The organism is Paenibacillus sp. MER 180, assembly GCF_023713665.1.
GTDB classification, from domain to species: domain Bacteria; phylum Bacillota; class Bacilli; order Paenibacillales; family Paenibacillaceae; genus Paenibacillus_B; species Paenibacillus_B suaedae.
In genome coordinates this window covers 24,664-45,437 of record NZ_JAMAVT010000001.1, presented here as the reverse complement: position 1 = coordinate 45,437, position 20,774 = coordinate 24,664, and the positions used below count along the sequence as shown (strand labels likewise).

The 20,774-nt window shown below is 49.1% G+C and carries 12 protein-coding genes; 9 read left to right on the top strand and 3 right to left on the bottom strand.

Going from position 1 to position 20,774, the window contains the following annotated elements; translation table 11 throughout:
- Positions 1 to 59 precede the first annotated feature (59 nt).
- Positions 60 to 1,496 carry a S41 family peptidase gene (locus M3661_RS00160; protein WP_251481194.1) on the top strand — a complete coding sequence of 479 codons (1,437 nt, stop codon included), beginning with the start codon at positions 60 to 62 and terminating at the stop codon, positions 1,494 to 1,496.
- 283 nt (positions 1,497 to 1,779) lie between these two features.
- Positions 1,780 to 3,159, top strand: a complete 1,380-nt coding sequence (locus M3661_RS00155; RefSeq protein ID WP_065293031.1) for a PDZ domain-containing protein — start codon at positions 1,780 to 1,782, stop codon at positions 3,157 to 3,159.
- A gap of 331 nt (positions 3,160 to 3,490) precedes the next feature.
- Here the strand turns inward: M3661_RS00155 and M3661_RS00150 are convergent, their stop codons facing one another.
- A complete protein-coding gene (locus M3661_RS00150) occupies positions 3,491 to 4,303 on the bottom strand; it encodes a flagellar motor protein MotB (RefSeq protein WP_065293032.1) in 813 nt (270 codons plus the stop codon).
- The gene (locus tag M3661_RS00145; protein WP_065293033.1) at positions 4,287 to 5,099 is read right to left on the bottom strand and encodes a flagellar motor protein; all 813 of its coding nucleotides are present in this window, start codon (positions 5,097 to 5,099) and stop codon (positions 4,287 to 4,289) included. Before M3661_RS00145 ends, M3661_RS00150 begins: the two co-directional genes overlap by 17 nt.
- Before the next feature lie 495 nt (positions 5,100 to 5,594).
- On the opposite strand from M3661_RS00145, the gene uvrB reads away from it, so the two are divergent.
- The 3 genes from uvrB (at position 5,595) to M3661_RS00130 (ending at position 11,565) form a co-directional block, all read left to right on the top strand.
- Positions 5,595 to 7,592 (top strand): excinuclease ABC subunit UvrB, encoded by a 1,998-nt coding sequence (uvrB, locus tag M3661_RS00140; protein ID WP_072729023.1) that lies wholly within the window; start codon positions 5,595 to 5,597, stop codon positions 7,590 to 7,592.
- Between the two features lie 68 nt (positions 7,593 to 7,660).
- Complete coding sequence (uvrA, locus tag M3661_RS00135) at positions 7,661 to 10,537, top strand: excinuclease ABC subunit UvrA (RefSeq protein WP_065293034.1); 2,877 nt, start codon at positions 7,661 to 7,663, stop codon at positions 10,535 to 10,537.
- A 125-nt stretch (positions 10,538 to 10,662) separates the two neighbouring features.
- On the top strand, positions 10,663 to 11,565 hold the full coding sequence (locus tag M3661_RS00130) for an HAD family hydrolase (RefSeq protein ID WP_251481192.1): 903 nt from the start codon (positions 10,663 to 10,665) through the stop codon (positions 11,563 to 11,565).
- 280 nt (positions 11,566 to 11,845) lie between these two features.
- Here M3661_RS00130 and M3661_RS00125 read toward each other — a convergent pair whose 3' ends face one another.
- Complete coding sequence (locus M3661_RS00125) at positions 11,846 to 13,468, bottom strand: nitrite/sulfite reductase (protein WP_251481189.1); 1,623 nt, start codon at positions 13,466 to 13,468, stop codon at positions 11,846 to 11,848.
- A 400-nt stretch (positions 13,469 to 13,868) separates the two neighbouring features.
- On the opposite strand from M3661_RS00125, the gene M3661_RS00120 reads away from it, so the two are divergent.
- The 4 genes from M3661_RS00120 to M3661_RS00105 all read left to right on the top strand — a co-directional run bounded on the left by M3661_RS00120 (position 13,869) and on the right by M3661_RS00105 (position 20,455).
- On the top strand, positions 13,869 to 14,072 hold the full coding sequence (locus M3661_RS00120; RefSeq protein WP_021257086.1) for a DUF2759 family protein: 204 nt from the start codon (positions 13,869 to 13,871) through the stop codon (positions 14,070 to 14,072).
- Between the two features lie 192 nt (positions 14,073 to 14,264).
- Positions 14,265 to 15,464: a S1C family serine protease gene (locus tag M3661_RS00115; RefSeq protein WP_251481186.1), complete on the top strand. Its 1,200-nt coding sequence runs from the start codon at positions 14,265 to 14,267 to the stop codon at positions 15,462 to 15,464.
- Between the two features lie 73 nt (positions 15,465 to 15,537).
- On the top strand, positions 15,538 to 17,574 hold the full coding sequence (locus M3661_RS00110) for a copper amine oxidase N-terminal domain-containing protein (RefSeq protein ID WP_251481184.1): 2,037 nt from the start codon (positions 15,538 to 15,540) through the stop codon (positions 17,572 to 17,574).
- A 268-nt stretch (positions 17,575 to 17,842) separates the two neighbouring features.
- A complete protein-coding gene (locus M3661_RS00105) occupies positions 17,843 to 20,455 on the top strand; it encodes a U32 family peptidase (protein ID WP_397376477.1) in 2,613 nt (870 codons plus the stop codon).
- Positions 20,456 to 20,774: the final 319 nt, after the last annotated feature.

Here is a 20,774-nt window from a genome sequence, read left to right as displayed (position 1 = left end):
TAAGATGAATGTTGACTAAGTAAGCGTAGGAACATAGGGAAGACAAAGGCGGTGATTCTATGTCATTCAAAGGGCGGACCGTTGCTCTGCTCGTCGGAGCGGCTATGCTGACAGGCAGTGCCTTAACGTTTACAGTGATGGACTTGCCGATATTTGCGAGTGGTGGACAAGCTGCATCGACAGGCAATGGTTTATCAGCGAGCGAGATGCAGAAGCTGAACTCGGCGTTAGGCATTATCGAGAATAAATACGTTACCGCCGTTGAGCGCAACAAGATTGTAAATGGCGCTGTTCATGGCATGATCGCCGCGCTTAATGATCCTTACTCCTCCTTTATGGAGAAAGAGGAAGCGGAGCAATTCAATCATAGCATTGAAGGTGCTTTTACTGGGATTGGCGCGGAAGTGACGATGGAGAACGGCGAAGTGACGGTAGTATCGCCGATTAAGGGATCACCTGCTGAGAAGGCTGGCGTCAAGCCGAAGGACGTGCTGATTTCCGTAAACGGCGAGAGTCTGGAGGGCAAAAATCTAAACGAGGCAGTAGCGAAAATCCGCGGCCCGAAGGGTACGAAGGCCAAAATACTTATCAAGCGGGCAGGGCAAACAGCTCCACTTGAGCTCGTCGTTGTGCGAGATGAAGTAGATATGGAGACTGTATATCCGAAGATGCTGGATGGAAGTATTGGTTATATTGAGATTCGTCAATTCTCATTGAATACGTTCGATCGCTTCAAGGAAGAGCTTGAGAAGCTGGAGAAGCAGGGAATGAAGGGGCTTGTTATCGATGTGCGTAACAATCCGGGCGGGGTGCTCGATATTGTGCAGAAGATGACAGAGCTGTTCGTTCCAGAAGGCAAGTCCATTGTTCAAGTGGAGGATCGGAACAAAGAGCGCAGCAGCTACTTGTCTAAGGGGACTGCGAAGCTGAAGCCATATCCAGTCACTATGCTGACGAATAAGGGCAGCGCCAGTGCTTCTGAAATTATGGCAAGCGCGTTGAAGGAATCTGCTGGAGCGAAACTCATCGGTGAGCATACATTCGGCAAGGGAACAGTGCAGACGAGCTATAATTCTGGAGATGGCGGTCTGATCAAGATTACAATTGCGAAGTGGTTAACGCCGCAAGGCAATTGGATTCATCAGAAAGGCATTGAGCCGGATGTTGCGATTCAGCAGCCTGACTTCTATTATGTCGCTCCTGTTCCGAAGGATAAGACGCTCGCATTTGATATGAACGATGCGAATGTCAAGAATGTTCAGATTATGCTTGATGGACTTGGTTACAAGCCAGGCCGTAAGGATGGCTATTTCTCCAAAGAGACAGAGGCTGCCGTTAAGGAGTTCCAGCAAGCATCCAAGCTGACAGTCACGGGCAAGGTTGACGCGAAGACGGGAGAACAGCTTGAGCAGGCGATTGTTAAGGCCATGCGGGATCCGAAGAACGATGCACAGCTGCATAAGGCGGTTGATGTACTGAAGAAGGAAATCCGCTAAATGCTGTCGAATATAAAGAAGGTCGTAAGCTTCGGCTTCGGCCTTCTTTTGCTTTTGATTGCAAGAATGGGTTTTCGGGTAAATGGATACGTGAGTAAGTATTTCGTTTAAAGTTCGTCTCCATTAAGGTTATAAAGGGTTATAGAAAGTAGGTATTTGGTTTGAAGGCAAGATGGTTAGTAAGCTTGAAGACAAGAATGGCTGCAGGCGGGCAGCCTAGAGGGTACGTGTTCAGCATAGATAGAGTACGTAGTCTAATTGGTGGTGGAGAGGGGCGAATCATGTGAACCTGCTGGTGGATATCAGTATTCGGGTAGGCGAGGCTGTATTGCAATGGCTGATCTCGCCGTTTTATTGGCTGTCCATTCTACTCATTGCCATGCATTATCGCAGGCAAGTGATCCTGGAGCGAAGACTGTTCGCGGTGAAAATGCACAGCTGGATCACCCATACCTGGCATGCATGGCTCGGTGGCTTGATTTCAGGCATCCTCGTAACGTTTGCTGCAATTGGGCTCGGCGTGTCTCTAACACGGGAAGTAATCGTGCTGCTGTGGATCATTGCTCTCGTGCTGTTGCTTATCCGTGTTCGATTTCTGTGTCTTGCTTATGCGGCAGGCTTGCTTGCCATTATACAATTTGTATTAAATACATGGGTGACAGCATGGAATCCAGATGGATGGCTAGGGGATACCGTTGCTTCGGTGCGTGGGATGGACGCTGCTGGGCTGCTGGTGCTTGTCGCACTGCTGCATGCGGCTGAGGCTGTCCTTATTCGCAAGCAGGCAGCTCGTATGGCTGGACCGATGTTCATGGAGAGCAAGCGTGGACGCGTCGTTGGTGCCTATCGCATGCAGAGCATGTGGCCAGTTCCGCTGCTTCTACTCTTTCCAGCGGATGAGGGAGCAGCTTTGCCTTGGACGCCGCTGTTCGGTGGAGAACTGTGGCAGCATGGCTGGTCGCTCATTGCGTTTCCGATCGTGATTGGCTTCTCCGAGCTGACATTTACGAAGCTTCCACAGCAGAAAGCAACGCTAAGCAGTACGCGTTTGTTCGCGTATGCGGCACTGCTGCTTGCGATTTCATTAGCTGCTGCTTGGTGGGCGCCGCTTGTGCCTGTGGCTGCAATTGCAGCCATCGGCATGCATGAGGGCTTAATCTGGTTGAGTCGTAGAGAAGAAGCGGAACATAGTCCGGTGTTCACCCAAGATGCTGGTGGACTCCGCATTTTGGCTGTCCTGCCGAACAGTCCTGCAGCGGAGCTTGGTATTATGCAAGGTGAAGTGATTGTGAAGGTGAACGGTGTGAAGGTAAGGACGAAGGCGGAGCTGCATCAGGCACTCCGTATGAATTCCGCGTTCTGTAAGCTGGAAGTGAATAACTTATCAGGCGAGGTTCGTTTCTTGCAGCGGGCTATTTATGCTGGTGAGCACCATCAGTTGGGCGTGCTGCTTGCTCCCGATGATCGGGTTGAATATGTAGCAGTTACACGGGCTCCTTCATTATTTTCATACTTGTTAGTGCCTTGGATCCGTTCCAAGCGCGGAGCAAAGCGTAAGCTGCGCGAGCAAGCAGAGAGCGATGTGCAGTCTGCAGACAACATGGGTGAGGCTGCGAAGACGTCGAATGCATCAATGCCTACAGATGTGGATAATCGAGCATAGTAAGGATAAAAATTTTCGGGAATCTAATCTACTCAATTGTTCTTGGGGATATACAGCGGACTGAGTGGGATTTGTATACGTGAATCAGGAATAAGCATATAACAAAAAGGGATTAATCAGAGTCAGTTGTGCAGCTGCTCTGATTAATCCCTTTGTTTTTGAACTCAAATATATCTAATTTTTTGGATTGTGGATAATAGGATTGAAATATATGATTTTGTCGACAAGTTGTTAACATTCTGTAGATAAGTCCGTGAATAACGTGGATAAGTACGGTTTATCCTGTGAATAACTGTTGGATAACCATGCGCTTGAATCAGCTAACGAACGTCTATTGCACCATTTTCCGCAGAACAATGATTTCTACGCGTCGATTTTGTTGACGATGTTGCTCTGTGTCGTTATCCACAAGTGGACGAGTTTCGCCATAGCCGGCAATTTGGAATTGTGCGGCATCGAGCTTGTTATCATCTACGAAGTAACGAAGAACGGATAGGGCTCGTGCAGCGGACAGCTCCCAGTTATCCTTATAGCGGCCACCTTGGGCGAACGGTAAGTTATCCGTGTGTCCCTCAATGCTAATGGATGTACTCAGCTTCGGAAGTAAGGTAGCAAGCTTCTTCAGTGGAGGGAGTGCATCATCCTTCAATTCTGCACGACTTAAATCGAACAGCAGTCGATCGCTCATTCGGATGGCGATTCCTTTTGGCGTATCAGATACGGTGATTTGGCTGCCCAGTTTGTTCTCATCGATATATTGCTGGATGACACCCATGAAGTTTTTCAGCTCTGCCTCTTGCTTGCGGAAGGCCAGATCCTTGTTCGTAATTGTACCTATTGCCACGGCTTTTTCTTCCTTGTCCTTGCCGTCGGCTCCGTCTTGCTTGGTTTGTTTGTCTCCTGTTTGTCCTGGCTTTGCATAGGATCCATCCAGAATGGTGGAGCCCTTTAAGGACGTATCCGTATTGCGGAAGGATACCTGCAGTGTTTCAGACAGAGACTCATATTTATCCACATCAATCTTACTCATGGCATACATGACGACGAAGAAGATCATGAGCAGGGTGATGAGATCCGCGTACGTAATAAGCCAGCGCTCGTGATTCTCAGCGCGTGCTCCTGATTTTCTATTTCTGCGTCTCATGAATCATCCCCCGCTTTGCTTCTGGAACCAACTTGAGCGGTTCGAAGGAGTCTTCGGCGAGCAGGAATGAGCCGAGTTTTTTGCGAATAATTTGCGGGTTCTCGCCGGCTTGTACCGCTAAAATTCCATATTCGATCATTTCCATGACACGTAATTCTTCCATGCTGCGCGCTTTAATTTTACTCCCAATCGGCAAGTAAATGATATTCGCGGTTGCAACCCCGTATAGGGTGGCTGTGAAGGCAACGGCAATGGATGGTCCGAGCGAAGACGGATCTGACAAATTGCCGAGGACGTGGATAAGACCCATAACGGTTCCGATAATCCCCATTGTTGGCGCATAACCGCCAGCTGCTTCAAATATTTTTGCATAGCCTTCATGTTTTTCTTCGATGGCGTCCATCTCCAGCTCCATCATCTGCTTCACGAGCTCGGGATCAGTTCCGTCTACAATCATCATGATGCCATCACGCAAATATCCGTTCTCATGCTTGTGAGCATCGTTCTCCAAGGCGAGGACACCTTCTCTGCGAGCGACAGTACTCATAGCGACGATGTCGTCGATTAATTGCTGTGCGTTTGTTGATTTGCGGCCGAACGCCATCTTAAGTGCGTTCGGGATACTGCGCAGCCGATTGCCTGGAAAGCTGATGACGACAGCGGCAATCGTTCCACCGAAGACGATGAGTGCAGCCGTTTTCTCCCATAGGCCACCCATCTGTCCACCTTCCCACAGGAAGCCTCCGATGAGTGCAGCTAAGCCGGCAAGAATGCCAATTACAGTTGTTTTGTCCATAGATAATCCTCTCTCCCGTTCATTGTTTCCCATTTGCATCCAATCGATGAAAAGAGTATAATGGAAAAGGGAACAAACATTCTTATTTTTCATATGTAAAGATGATGTCCGCCTCATGCGGGATCCTTCTTTGCAACGATTTCAGCATCCATACTATATCATGGCAACAGACCTGAGCGAACCCATTGTTTCGCCATGCTGTACCTGATATGTTTATCGGGTGGAAATTGGGTAAAGTTTAGGGGAAGAGGGCGCTTGCGGAGCTGTACCAAAGTTTTGAGTCAGGAGTCCTAGAGTGTCCCAGAACGAGCGTTTATTGCGCGAATAAGCAGGATGAAATGCCTATAAACAGAGAATGAGGCAGGAATTTATTTTCATTACAGTAGCGTTTTGCTGTACAGGTCGGAGTACGGCTGCATGATGCAGTTCTAAGCTCTGACAGATACAGTTCATCATATAAAATGTACATGATATTAAGTAGAAAGTGGTGAAGTTGTGACGGACTTTGAAAGGGAAGACAGACCTTTTGAGCTAGTATCCGAGTTCTCCCCTCAAGGAGATCAACCTAAGGCGATTGAACAATTGGTTGAAGGCGTCCATCAAGGGAAACGGTATCAGACGCTGCTCGGAGCGACAGGAACAGGGAAGACCTTCACCATCGCCCAGACGATAGCTCAGTTGAATCGTCCTACGTTAATTATTGCTCACAATAAGACACTCGCTGCACAGCTGTGCAGTGAATTCAAGGAATTCTTCCCGAACAATGCTGTGTCTTATTTCGTCAGCTACTACGATTACTATCAGCCTGAAGCCTATATTCCTTCTTCCGATACGTATATTGAGAAGGATTCCAGTATCAATGAAGAGATCGACAAACTTCGTCACTCTGCTACCAGCTCCTTGTTCGAACGCCGTGATGTTATTATTGTGGCGAGTGTATCGTGCATCTATGGCTTGGGTTCCCCGATGGAGTACGGCAACCTCGTATTGTCGCTTCGGGTGGGGATGGAGAAGCCGCGGAACGCGATTCTTAGCAAGCTAGTTGACATTCAATACCAGCGCAATGATATGAACTTCACACGCGGCACGTTCCGCGTGCGGGGCGATGTTGTTGAGATATTCCCAGCCTCGAACGGTGAGAACGCAGTTCGTGTGGAGCTTTTCGGTGATGAAATCGAGCGAATTACTGAAATTGATGTGCTGACTGGTGAAATTATTGGTGAACGAGAACATATCGCAATCTTCCCAGCGTCTCACTTCGTAACGCGAGAAGAGACAATGAAGGTGGCTCTCGTCAATATAGAGCGTGAATTGGAAGAAAGGTTAGAAGAATTGCGCAGTATGGGCAAGCTGTTAGAAGCACAGCGTTTGGAGCAGCGTACTCGCTATGATATCGAGATGATGCAGGAGATGGGCTTCTGTTCGGGGATCGAGAACTACTCCGGACCGCTCACATTCCGTGAACGCGGTGCAACACCGTATACGTTGCTTGACTATTTCCCTGACGACTTCCTTGTCGTGGTCGATGAGTCTCATGTTACGCTCCCACAGGTACGTGCGATGTACAACGGCGACAGAGCGCGGAAGGAAGTGCTCGTTGAGCATGGATTCCGCTTGCCGTCGGCGATGGATAATCGACCGCTCAAGTTTGAGGAGTTCGAGCAGAAAGTAGGTCAGGCTGTGTTCGTATCAGCGACGCCGGGGCCGTTCGAGCTTGAGCATACTCCGAAGATGGTAGAGCAAATTATTCGTCCGACGGGCCTTCTAGATCCAGTTATTGAAGTACGGCCTACGAAGGGGCAGATTGACGACTTAATTGAAGAAATTCGCATTCGCTTGGATAAAGACGAGCGTGTCCTTGTGACGACGTTAACGAAGAAGATGTCCGAGGACTTAACCGATTATTTGAAGGAAATCGGCATTAAGGTGCGTTATTTGCATTCTGATATTAAAACCTTGGAACGGATGATGCTGCTGCGTGATTTGCGGCTGGGCGTGTACGATGTGCTTGTCGGCATCAACTTGCTGCGTGAAGGACTCGACCTGCCGGAAGTATCGCTGGTTGCGATTTTGGATGCAGATAAGGAAGGCTTCCTGCGTGCAGAACGCTCCCTCATTCAGACGATTGGGCGTGCGGCGCGGAATGCATCAGGTCGTGTCATCATGTACGGGGATAAAATGACGGATTCGATGCATAAAGCCATCACGGAAACAGAACGGCGCCGCAAGATTCAGATGGCGTTCAATGAGGAACACGGCATTACGCCGCAGACAATCCGCAAGAAAGTGCGCGATGTGATCGAGGCGACGAAGACAGCGGAGTCGAAGGAAGGGTACGATATCAGCAAGTCCGTCGAGAAGATGTCGAAGAAGGATCGTCAGTCGGTCATTCAGCGATTGGAAGCGGAGATGAAAGATGCCGCGAAGAACCTCCAATTCGAACGGGCAGCCGAACTGCGTGATGCTTTGTTGGAATTGAAGGCGATGGACTAATATAGAGCAGTAATTTTAGATGCCGTACGTGGTTCGAGTGAACCTGAACGAGCAGGAGGGGTAATCCATTGGCTAGTGAACATATTGTGATTAAGGGGGCGCGTGCCCACAACTTGAAAAATATCGATGTGACGATCCCGCGCGACAAGTTCGTTGTACTTACGGGTCTTAGCGGCTCGGGCAAATCGTCATTAGCCTTCGATACGATTTACGCCGAAGGGCAGCGCCGGTATGTGGAGTCCCTATCCGCTTATGCGCGTCAATTTCTCGGGCAAATGGAGAAGCCGGATGTCGATTCCATCGACGGGCTATCTCCAGCCATCTCAATCGATCAGAAGACGACAAGCCGCAATCCGCGTTCAACGGTTGGTACGGTTACGGAAATCTACGACTATTTGCGTCTATTGTTCGCACGTGTCGGCCATCCACATTGTCCAGAGCACGGTATAGAGATTACGTCGCAAACCGTGGAACAGATGGTGGATCGTATCATGTCGTACCCAGAGCGTACGAAGCTGCAATTGCTAGCCCCAGTCATTTCTGGACGCAAAGGGGAGCATAAGACGGTATTTGCAGATATTCAAAAACAAGGCTTCGTACGGGTTCGTGTGGATGGAGAATTGCGTGATGTGTCCGAGACGATTGAGCTGGAGAAGAATCGCAAGCACAATATCGAGGTTGTTGTAGACCGAATTGTCGTGAAGGAAGATGTACAATCACGACTTGCCGATTCGATTGAGACAGCGTTGAAGTTGTCAGACGGCAAGCTGATTGTGGATATTATCGGCGAGGAAGAGTTGGTGTTCAGCTCGAATCTGGCTTGTCCAGAATGCGGCTTCAGTATCGATGAGCTTGCTCCCCGCATGTTCTCCTTCAATAGTCCATTTGGTGCTTGTCCGGAATGTGATGGACTCGGTATGAAGATGATTGTTGATCCTGAACTGCTGGTGCCGGATCGTGAGCGTACGATTGAGGATGGCGCTTTTGAAGCATGGGCAGGCAGCACGTCGAACTACTATCCGCAGTTCTTGGCTGCGGTATGCGAGCATTATGGAATTTCTACGGATGTTCCGGTATCACAGTTGGACAAGGAACAGATGTCCAAATTGATGAATGGTACGGGCGGTGAAAAGGTTCGCTTCCGATATGAGAATGATTTCGGTCATAAGAAGGAAGCCTTTGTGCCGTTTGAAGGTATCGTTCATAATCTGGAGCGCCGCTACCGTGAGACGGCATCCGAGGGCATCCGTGAATATATTGAAGGGTTTATGAGTGCGAAGCCTTGCGGTTCCTGCAAAGGGCATCGTCTGCGCAAGGAAAGCTTGGCGGTTACAGTAGGCAGCGAGAACATGGCCTATGTCACCTCGCTCTCTATCGGAGAAGCGCAGCGTTTCTTTAGCGGCTTAGAGCTATCAGAGAAAGAGCAGTTGATTGCGCACCTCATTCTGAAGGAGATTAATTCGCGTCTCGGCTTCCTTGTGAACGTCGGGCTTGAGTATTTGACCTTGAACCGTGCAGCGGGAACGCTATCTGGCGGAGAGGCGCAGCGCATTCGTTTAGCGACGCAGATTGGCTCTAGCTTGATGGGGGTTCTGTACATTTTGGACGAGCCTAGTATCGGTCTGCATCAGCGAGATAATGATCGCTTAATCCAGACGTTGGAGCATATGCGCAACCTCGGGAATACGCTTATCGTCGTTGAACATGACGAGGATACGATGCTTGCAGCCGATTATATTATCGATATCGGTCCTGGCGCTGGTATCCATGGCGGTATGGTTGTAGCTGAAGGCACGCCGAAGCAAATTATGAAGGATAAGAACTCGCTTACCGGGGCTTATTTGAGTGGTCGCAAGTTTATCCCCGTACCTGAGGAACGCCGCAAGACGGATGGACGCTGGCTGGAGGTTCGCGGTGCGAAGGAGAACAATTTGCGCGGCGTTCATGCAAAGATTCCACTGGGCGTCTTCACCGCAGTAACTGGCGTATCCGGCTCAGGCAAGTCGACACTCGTCAACGAGATCTTGTACAAAACGCTGGCGCGAGATTTGAACAAGGCAAAGGTACGCCCAGGTGAGCACAAGGAAATTCGCGGACTTGAGCATATCGATAAAGTCATTGATATCGATCAATCCCCAATTGGACGAACGCCACGTTCGAATCCAGCCACGTATACAGGTGTGTTTGATGATATCCGTGACCTGTTCTCTTCAACGAATGAAGCGAAGATCCGTGGCTACAAGAAGGGACGCTTCAGCTTCAACGTGAAGGGCGGACGCTGTGAAGCATGTCGTGGAGACGGGATTATTAAGATTGAGATGCACTTCCTGCCTGACGTCTATGTACCTTGTGAGGTATGTAAGGGCAAGCGCTACAATCGTGAGACGCTGGAAGTGAAATACAAAGGGAAAAACATCGCAGATGTGCTGGAAATGACGATCGAGGATGCAGTTGAGTTCTTCCAGAACGTTCCTCGTATCCATCGCAAGATTCAGACATTGCTTGATGTCGGCCTTGGCTACATGAAACTCGGACAGCCTGCGACAACATTGTCTGGCGGTGAGGCGCAGCGCGTGAAGCTGGCAGCTGAGTTGTATCGCCGGAGCACTGGCAAGACGATTTACATTTTGGATGAGCCGACTACAGGTCTCCATGTTGCGGATATTGATCGCTTGCTGCAAGTGCTGCATCGACTTGTCGATTCCGGTGAATCGGTGCTCGTTATCGAGCACAATCTGGATGTCATTAAGACAGCGGACTACATTATTGACTTGGGTCCAGAAGGTGGCAGCGGCGGCGGAACAATCGTTGCACACGGAACGCCGGAGCAAGTCGTCACGGTACCTGCGTCTTATACAGGCAAGTACTTGAAGCCGATCTTGGAGCGCGATGCGGACCGTACGAAGCAGTTAACGAAGAAGGATCGGGAAGCGCAGCAAGTGTAGAATCAGCGTAATTTCAATTTCATTTATGTACGATACAGGCACGGTACGGCTATTAACAGCCGACCGTGCTTTTTGGTGTTCGTGTTTCAGAATGTGTTTATAGATATGTTTTGGATGCGTGCCAAATGGAATTGTCTTATAACATCCCGATCCCATATGGCAGAAATGTTGAAGCAGTTAGGGAGCGCAGCAGGAGACCGAGCTATGTGTGCCGAAATGGTAGGGCAACGATAATGATCTTGCAGAGGATGGTGCAGATGGTACAGCTTCAAGTAGGTTCTTGCAGCACGAAGGTGCGTGGTATTTTGTTCGACAAGGATGGAACGCTGTTGCAGTTCATTAGCCTATGGGGCTGGTGGGCGGAGACGGTAATGAAAGGATTGCAACAGGAGCTGAAGCAAGAAGGCGGCTCTTTGCCGGAAGATCCGGGATATATTTTAGGCGTTCACATCGAGCCAGATGGATCGATACGTTCGCATGATCGGCAAGGGCCGCTGGCGATGGGGTCTCCGACGCAAATGATTTCGATCGCGACTTATTTGCTCTATAAAGAAGGAGTGCCGTGGAACCGCGCTGTGCAGCGGGTAACAGCGGTATTTGAGCAGGCGAATGAGCAATTGCTAGAGCATGCTAATATTATTCCGGTAACAGGCGTTGTGCCGTTTCTGGAACTCTGCCGTCAGTATGGACTCAAGATGGCGGTTGTGACCGCAGATGATAAGGGGCCATCAGAGCAGCATTTGGAGAAGATGGGAATCCGCCATTATTTCGATGCGGTCGTTGGCGATGATTGTGTAGCGCAAGGTAAGCCTTATCCGGACATGGTGGAGCTGGCCTGCCGAGAGATCGGACTGGAACCACATGAGATAGCTGTGATCGGAGATTCGGTTGGGGATATGGAAATGGGATACGCTGCTGGCTCAAGTCTTCAAATCTTCATTGATGAGGCGAATCAATTCGAGACAGCTCCTGAATCCGCAGATGTAATGATTCGTTCTTACGAGGAGATTCAACTGAAGGAAGAATAAGAGGCATAAGGCAACTTACATCTCATGTTAGGCTGAATCATGTTACGCTAAGTAATGTTAGGCAAGTCATGTTTAGCTAAGGCAATTAATCGTGCGAAAGGCTGCAGTATATCGCAGAGTATGGTGCATGCTTGACGAAATCATATACTAATGTGGAACTTTTCACAAAAAATCATATGCTGTGAAATGAAGAGGCCAACCAGAGCGCTTAGCTAAGGTTGGTCTCTTGTTCATAACAGGGGAGGCTGGTGCGGGGTGGATGTATTCTCTCTCATTAGGCTTAGCCGATAGGAGCAGCTAGAATCTCGGTCAGACGCTGCTGGAACGCGTCTGCACCGACACGGAGGAAGAAATGATGGAATGTCTCATTCGCTTTGCGCTCCTCTTTATAGAAGCGAAGGAGCTGTTCTAGGACGTATGGGACGTCGTCGCCCTTTACACGCCCTTTCAACGTTGTGTTGAAACGGGCATTCGGGCCGAGTATGCCGCCGACTGCGATATCGAAAGCATCGACCATGCCTTGCTCCGTCTTCACGAGAGAGCCTTGTAAGCCGATGTCAGCGACATGCTTCTGACCGCAGGCGTTCGGACAGCCAATGAAGTGAATGCGAATTTGTTCATTCAGATCGGTGATATGCTCATCCAAATAGTCAGCTACGCGCCTCGCGCGTTCCTTCGTTTCTACGATCGCCAGGTTGCAGAATTCGTTGCCTGTGCATGATACCGTCCGGCTCATGAATGGCTTAGGATGTGGCGTAATGCGCTGCAGCATGGGTAAAGTAAGAACCTCATCAATATGATATTCAGGTATGCCAGTCAGAACAATGTTCTGGGACATCGTTGTCCGCAGTAATCCGTCACCGTATTGTTCAGCTGCGTCAGCCAGCTGGCGGAATTCGTGGCTATCCAACCGGCCGATTGGAACGTTGAGTCCAATATAGAAGAGACCGTTCTGTTTCTGCGGATGTACGCCGTCGAAGTAAGCTGCTTGCCAGCCGACGGTTTTATCTTCGCCACGAGTAGGGAACTTGCCAATCAGCTCTTCTAAGCGATTCTGGAAAGCCTCTACACCCCAAGCTGCAATAAGGAACTTCAGACGGGCATGATGGCGCTTCTCACGGAATCCGTTGTCACGGAATAGTGTCGTTACGCCGATGGCGACCTTGAGCACTTCCTCAGGGCGTACGAACATATCAAGCTTTTGCGCCAAGTGCGGCTTGGCGGACAATCCACCTCCGACATGGGCGTGGAAGCCAATCACTTCTTCATCATCAATGATTTTGACGGCAGGGGTGAAGGCTAAGTCATTTATTTCAGCATGCGCATTGTTATAGATGTTGGCGGAAATCGACATTTTGTATTTGCGCGGCAAGTTGGAAAAGTCTCGATTCAAGAGGAAAAAATCATTAACTTCATTTACGAGATCGGTTGTATCCATTAATTCATTGGGATCAATGCCAGCAAGCGGGTTGCCGACAATCGTTCGCGGGCAGTCGCCGCAAGCCTCATAAGAATAGAGTCCAACCTGTTCAAGGCGATTGAAGATATCGGGGAAGTACTCGACTCTCAGCCAGTGGTACTGAATCGCTTGGCGTGTCGTTACGTCCATCAGGCTTCGGCCGTATAGCTCAGCGATATCGGCTAGGGTCCGAGCTTGTGCGGCGGACATAATACCGGAATTGATGCGGATGCGCATCATGAAATGTCCGTCCTTCGGCTTTTGCTCATAGACACCAGCCCACTTGAAACGACCTTTGTCATCTTCGGGGATGGATTCATAGCCTTGCTGCGCATACGTCTCGATAATATCGCGAATGACATCAAGACCGTCTTTCTCCATTTTGACAAACTCGAATTTATTCAGCTTTGCAGGGTCTTGCATCCAAATTGGATCATAAGCCATTGGCAGTCCCTCATTTCCTTTAACTTGTTTATTCCGATATAAATAGTATGTTTTATTAGTGAGGTAATCGTAACATATTTCCAGCAAGGCGACAATGCATGGTGAAGACAAGTGCTATTACAATTTCTGATGAATGCATTCAATTTCTCTTATGAATGGCATCGGGAGAAGTAAGCCAAGTAAAGTGAAAGGCACAGGTACGGAATGATGTGGCGAAAACATGTCCATCTAATCTCTCACTCAATGACATCTATCATGCAGGGTTTCATTGACAAGGGATAAATCATGAAATATTGGTGACAATCTTGTTAAATATGAAAAATTTGCCTTGATTCTTTTGCTGGGTAAATATAACATAGATGCATATGAGTATAATGAACGTGTAGAGGGAGGTCACACCATGTTTTTGGCCGAAGCAGCACAACAGAGCGAAAGCACCTATCAGCATTTTGATCTATTTATGATTGCGTTTACTTTACTCTTGATCTGGGCAGTTCTACGCCAAGTCAAGCAGCGTCCTCGCAACCTATTTGCGCTCGGCTTCGCCGTTGTGAGCTTGCTTGTATTTTTATATGCGGATTGGGTAATGGTGCAGGGTTGGTAATCGCCATCAAGCCTTTGAACAATTGATCTTCACATATCACATAAGGCGATACATACATGTCCTACAGACAGACTCCTTGGTGGATAACATCAAGGAGTCTTTTTTTCTTGCATATGATCTGAGGTTGGAGGAGAATGGAAGCATAGATTGGAATGCCCTGATTTCATAGGGGGCAAGAGGAGGAGCAACCGGATGGTTGGGCAAGGGAAGAGAATACATATAAATCATGCATCAGAAGTGAAGTTATCTAGAAGAATGGGAAGAAACAGAGTTGTGCTTTTTATCATTTCCTTGCTGGTTGGAGCATCTGTTCTGCCAACTGCGGCAGGTGCTGAGGCGTCATTTCGAGCCGTAAAGGTGAAGGACAAGGTATATGTAGAAGCGGAGGCGCTTGAGCAGGTAGCCGGCGGCAAAGGTACATATGATAGCAAGTCGAATACATATCAGTACAAGCCTAATGATATTCCTACTATTGTGGAAAAGGTAAGCCCATCCGTTGTATCGATTATTGGCCGTCAGATCGATGCAGAAGATGATTCAGACAACTGGCTGTCTCACGGAACGGGAGTCGTTGTGCGCAAGGATGGCTGGATTGTTACGAATGCGCATGTCATTTTGGCTCTGCAGAAGCCAGTAGTCGTAACGCCGGAAGGGAAATCCTATCCGGTAAGCAAATGGTTCGCTGATGAGGAAAGTGATATTGCCCTGATTAAAATCAATGCACAAAACATGAAGCCTGCCACATTTGTGCGTCCGAACCCAACACTTAAGGTGGGCGAAGGGGTCGTTGCACTTGGAACACCTGTGTCTTTTACCCTGCGAAATTCTGCGACTTCCGGGATTATTAGCGGTATCGACAGGGCTGTTGATTCAAGTTACAAGCTGATTCAGACGGATGCGGCTATTAATCCTGGCAATAGCGGGGGGCCACTCGTGAATATGCGTGGTGAAGTGATTGGCATTAATACGTTGAAGTTCGCTGCTGTAGGGATTGAGAACATGGGATTCGCGATACCGTCTGACACGGTAAACCTGATTGTGCAGCACTTTTTCAAATATAGCAAGGTGAAGCGGGCCTCGATTGGCGTTGAACTGGAAGAGAGCTGGGCTGCGTATGTTGGATTGCCGACAGATGTTCCAATCAAGGTTACGAGTGTTGTAAGCGCCCAGGCGAAGAAGGCAGGCATAACGGAAGGTGATGTGCTGTATGCCATTAACGGTAAGCCAGTAAAGACCCTTGTCGATGTGCATGAGGCACTGAAGTCATTTTTGCCAGGGCAGCAAGTAAAACTGACGATGCAGTCGAAGGGGAATCTTGTTGCGAAGATGGTAGTGCTGAGTGAAGCAGTAAAGCCTGCTGTTAAGGAGAAGTCAGCAGAAGCTGATAAGTAAAGTAGAAGTAGAAGTGCATGAAAAACTGAAGGGTATGTTTTATAGATGAAGAGCTAAGGGGAGAGTGCTTCATATGGGGAAAACGATTCGATATCCGTTCTCGAGCCATCATTGGCGGAAGAGTGTAGCGATTATGACAATAGCAGCTGTTGTTTCAGGTGCGGCAGCTTGGAATGTGTCTCCGTCTCCGATTGCGGCAGCAACTGCCGCGGCTGGGCAGCAGGAGATGCTCCGATTGAAAGTGGGCAGTACGAGTGCGACATGGAACGGTGAGAAGTTAGCGATTGTAAAGCCATACGTTCGTCAAGGAACAACGATGGTGCCGCTAAGTATCTTCACGAATGTGTTCGAAGCGGCCTTGAAGTGGGAAAAGGATAATGCAGTGATATTGGAAGGCGATGCTATCTCTATTCGGATGCGAATCGGTCAGAAGCAGGCGATGCTGAACGGCAAGCTTGTCAATCTGGCAGTAGCCCCGGAAATGACTGGCGGTACAGCGATGGTGCCGCTGAAGCAGCTGGCACAAGCATTTGGTGCAACTTATTCGGTGGATAAGGATAAATCAATAATATTGCGCTGGAAACAGGCAGGGAATCTTGCAGGTGCTGCTGTAGATGTGAGTGCAAAGGCTGCACGTGTCGGAGATTCCTACTATCAATGGAATATGGTTCTTCCTAAGGGTTGGACGCATGAAAGCTTATCTCCTGAGGAGTTCGCTGTTATTTTTACGGATCCAACAGAACATGTCTATGTAACAATCAATGCGCTGGATTGGGCATCGAAGCCGCTTGAGCATTGGGCAGATACATTTAAGGGGCAAGCGTCGGAACAGCAATTAATGGAGTATCTTCAAGCGGAAGAGTTAGACGATGAGTCAGGAATGTATGAAGCGAGCACGGGCAAGGTTGATGGGATTGCATATGCACAATCTGTCTTTATAAATGAAGAGGATATGTACTTAGCGCGTGTGTTCAGCTCCAACGGCAAGCGATATATCATCCGTATATTTGATGCAAATGCGCAACGACCGAAGCAGATGCTGCAGTACGTCCCGTTCATAAATACGTTCCGTCCGAGCTTTTCCGCTGGTGCTGCAACCAATATCAGCTCGGTGAAGGACGGCTACCGCAATACGGAGTTGTGGGGCAAAGGGCTGACAATGGATTTGCCGGTAGATTGGGCATCGTCTGATACGTATTTCCAATCGTATGGGTCGAAAAATTGGGAACAGTCTGTCAATTACAATATTGCGACTGCTGCACCTGGTTTGACGCTCGACCAGTTTGCTAAAAATCATTTATCTTATTTGAAAAAGACCACCAAGTCTGAGTATTTGCAGGTCGATCCTGAGCAGGACGTAAAACTTGCAGATGGGAAAATGGCAAAATCCATTAAAATAAAAAGCAAAGTCGACGAGAAGAACTGGAAGGTGAGCATGCATTTGCTCGTTGTCGATCAAGGTGTGCAATATTTGATGATCTATCATTGTCCGGAAAATTCAGAGGGTATTTCTCTTGGAAACCGCTTGTTTTCCTCGGTGAAGGTTGATGGAAGTGTGAAGAAAGATCTTGAAAGTCCCGAAGACTTCCCGAAAGGGGAAGACTGGTACAAGGACTGGTCTGTCAGCTCACCTCGCAAAGCTCCGAATTATGGATTTACCTTGCAGGTACCGGATTGGTGGACGAGCGGGTTCTATGCTTGGGGAGAAGAGAACTATGATGTTGAATTGGACGAAGGCATGATTGCTTATTATTCACGGCCGGATAGTGATTTCTCCGTGTATGTCGATCAAGTGCGAACAGTAGAAGAGGCGCTTGCAAGATGGGAAGATTACTATAAAGGGGAAGGCGACACTAAGGTTGAGATCGTGAAGCAAGAGAAGACGACGGTTCAAGGCAATAAAGCTTATGCGGTCGAGATGAAAGTATTCAGCGAGGCCGGTCAATTGAGCTTCACCGTGAATTTGCTGTTAATAGCGCGTGAAGGCAAGGTGTTCTCACTCGTGTACTCCGTGGATGATACGGCCCGAACGCCAGAACTGCTTGACTCTTTCAAGCGTACGATGGAATCCTTTCAATTTACGGAGCAAGTGACGAATAAGAAGTCATGATGCAGACAGCATCCTAGCCAAGCTATGGCGGGATGCTTTTCTTGTTCTTACGTGTGCAGGCTGGTTGTCTAGTTGTAGGTGGAAATGTCCTTACGCGACTCTGCTTCGAGCAAGCTTACGTGTAGGTATGCGGCATAGTGAGCAGGAAGTTCTAGCCTATGCTGGAGTTTCGGCGTAAAGATCGCTATACTAATTGAAGCATATTTAAATAAGTAGATAGAGATGACCGCATCATGCGGCAATGGATAAATTAGCTTGGAGGATGAGCATGTCGACAATGAAGCAAGGGATACAGCGTGGAGATATTGAGCTGCTGGCGCCGGCTGGCGATTGGGATTGCATGCGTGCCGCAGTGGCAAATGGCGCGGATGCGATCTTTTTCGGAGTAGAGAAGTTCAATGCACGTGCGCGTGCGAACAATTTCCGGATGGATGATTTGCCGGACATTATGGCGTTTTTGCATAGTTATGGGGTTAAAGGATTTCTGACGTTTAATATATTGGTGTTTGAAAATGAGCTTGAGGATGCAAAGGGGCTTATCGAGGCTTGTATCGATGCGGGTGTAGACGCGGTTATCGTACAGGACTTGGGCTTGGTAAAAATGATTCGTGAAATTTCGCCTGACTTCCCGATTCATGGTTCAACACAAATGACGATAACGTCGCCAGAAGCGGCTGAATTTACGAAGCCATATGGGATGGAACGTGTCGTGCTTGGCCGCGAAAACAACCTGAAGCAAATTCAGAAAATCGGCGAGAAGGCCAACGTACCGATGGAAGTTTTCGTGCATGGCGCGTTGTGCGTGTCCTACTCAGGACAATGCCTGACGTCTGAAATGTGGGGCGGCCGCTCGGCGAACCGAGGGGAATGCGCGCAGGCTTGCCGTTTGCCGTATGACATGATGGTTGACGGGGAGCACCAGCCGATGGGCGATGTGACGTATTTGCTGTCGCCGAAGGATTTGGCGGCGATTGATATTGTGCCGGAGTTGATTGAAGCGGGTGTTACGTCCTTCAAAATCGAAGGACGTATGAAGCAGCCGGAATATGTGGCGAACGTGGTGAGCAAGTACCGCAAAGCGATCGATGACTATTTCGATGGTAACTGGAATGGCCCTTCGAAGGAAGAAGTACGCGAGCTTCAACAAAGCTTCTCTCGCGGCTTCACGCACGGCTTCTTGAAGGGGACGAACAACAAGCAGCTTGTAGACGGAACGTTCCCGAAGAGCCGTGGTGTATATGTTGGTACGGTGCAGCAGGTGCTGCGTGACGGTGTCGTATGTAAGCTGGAAGCACCTCTGAAGCGCGGCGACGGCATTGGCTTTGATGCCGGTGATCCGACGAAGAAGGAAGAAGGCGGACGCATTTACGATTTGCGTCGTCAAGGCGTGAAGCTGGGGGGAGAAGCGGAGGAAGGCTGGATCGTGGACATCGTGCCAGGACGTAATGATGTGGACTTGCGCCGTGTTCATGTTGGGGATCGCATTTGGAAGACGAGCGACCAGGCGCTCGATAAGCGCATGCGTGCCACGTTTGAGACGGACAAGCCATACCGTGTCTTCCCTGTGCATGTGCGCGTAGAAGGTCGTGCTGGTGAACCATTGCGCACATGGTGGACGGATGTGCAGAAGGGGACAGTCGTTCAAGTGGATTCAGAGCTTCCGCTTGAGGTTGCACAAAAGCGACCGATGGACGAGGCACTCTTGCGTGAGCAGCTCGGGCGTCTGGGCGGTACAGTGTATCAGCTTGAGGTATTGGAATCGGCGCTGGAAGGTGACGTCATCGTTCCGATGCGCGAATTGAATGCGATTCGCCGCCATGCCGTGGAGGAGCTTGCAGGCGAGCGTCCGAAGCCTCCGGTATACGTGAAGCACAATATCGTGGCTATGGGAGATGCCGTTAAGGAGCAGACGCCTGTACCGTTTGGCGGTGCTCAGTTGACAGCGTTGTGCCGCAACTTGGAGCAGGTACAGGCTGCTGTGAAGACAGACGTATCGTTGATCTATGCTGACTTTGAATTCATTAAGCAGTTCCCGGCTGCTATTGAAGCATGCCGCGCAGCAGGCAAGCCGATTGCATTGGTAACGCCGCGCATTCATATGCCGAACGAGAACGGATACCATCGTAACATCTTGAACTTGAAGCCGGATGCAGTGCTCGTACGCAACACGGGTGCACTGAATTACTACCAGTTGGAGAAGGCGGATTGGGAGAGCAAGAGGGCGTCATCAGGGATGCCTAGCCAAGAGGTTATGGAGCAGGCTGCAAATGATCCGCAGCTGGCCATCTGCCCGAGCAAGCCAGAAGGCGAAATGTTCCCGCAGCTGATCGGGGACTTCTCCTTGAACGTGGCGAACCATAAGACGGTACAGCTGTTCAAAGAAGCGGGATTGGATCGCATTACGCCTTCATATGACTTGAACATTCAGCAAATGGTCGATATGCTGCGTCACGCAGATACGTCGATGCTGGAGATTGTTATCCATCAGCATTTGCCGATGTTCCATACCGAGCACTGCGTGTACTGCACATTCCTGAGCGAAGGAACAGATTACACGAACTGCGGCCGTCCATGCGAGGAGCACCGTGTATCGCTGCGTGATCGCATTGGCATGTCTCACCCTGTTCGGGTAGACGAAGGCTGCCGCAATACCGTGTACAACGCGATCGAGCAATCGGGCGCGGAGTATTTGGTTAACTTCCTGGAGCTTGGTGTTGGCACATACCGTGTCGAGTTCTTGGAGGAAACGCCAGAACAAGTGCAGGAAGTTATCGACCTTTACGGACGTGCGCTTCGCGGCGAAATCAGCGGCACGGAAGTATGGCGCAAGCTGAAGGCAACGAACCAGCTCGGCGTAACGCGTGGGCAGTTGGTGAAGTAAGTAGTTGTTATTAACTTAATAACGTAAAGCTACAATAATGGACTCGAACCAGATGAAATATGTAGGAAACTGCATGGAAATCTGGGTTCGGGTCTTTTTGTTAGGGAAGCGTCTATTTCTTCCGAATACAGTCCCCTATAACCTTAGCGATGAATCTTTGAAGCTATTATATTTTGGCTGGTAAGTGATACACTCCCTTTCGAAATAATAGATTAATTTAAGTTGCGGGTGTTTTTATTTTTATATCCGGTTACGTATGTATTTGGATAGGAGGAATAAATTAAATGAATAATAATATCTAATGGCGTATACCTTGGGA

What these genes read in the sequence shown, in the direction of transcription:
- M3661_RS00160 (WP_251481194.1), top strand. Translation starts at nt 60, where the DNA reads ATGTCATTCAAAGGGCGGACCGTTGCTCTGCTCGTCGGAGCGGCTATG.
- M3661_RS00150 (WP_065293032.1), bottom strand. Translation starts at nt 4,303, where the DNA reads ATGAGACGCAGAAATAGAAAATCAGGAGCACGCGCTGAGAATCACGAG.
- M3661_RS00145 (WP_065293033.1), bottom strand. Translation starts at nt 5,099, where the DNA reads ATGGACAAAACAACTGTAATTGGCATTCTTGCCGGCTTAGCTGCACTC.
- M3661_RS00130 (WP_251481192.1), top strand. Translation starts at nt 10,663, where the DNA reads ATGGAATTGTCTTATAACATCCCGATCCCATATGGCAGAAATGTTGAA.
- M3661_RS00125 (WP_251481189.1), bottom strand. Translation starts at nt 13,468, where the DNA reads ATGGCTTATGATCCAATTTGGATGCAAGACCCTGCAAAGCTGAATAAA.
- M3661_RS00120 (WP_021257086.1), top strand. Translation starts at nt 13,869, where the DNA reads ATGTTTTTGGCCGAAGCAGCACAACAGAGCGAAAGCACCTATCAGCAT.
- M3661_RS00115 (WP_251481186.1), top strand. Translation starts at nt 14,265, where the DNA reads ATGGTTGGGCAAGGGAAGAGAATACATATAAATCATGCATCAGAAGTG.
- M3661_RS00110 (WP_251481184.1), top strand. Translation starts at nt 15,538, where the DNA reads ATGGGGAAAACGATTCGATATCCGTTCTCGAGCCATCATTGGCGGAAG.
- M3661_RS00105 (WP_397376477.1), top strand. Translation starts at nt 17,843, where the DNA reads ATGTCGACAATGAAGCAAGGGATACAGCGTGGAGATATTGAGCTGCTG.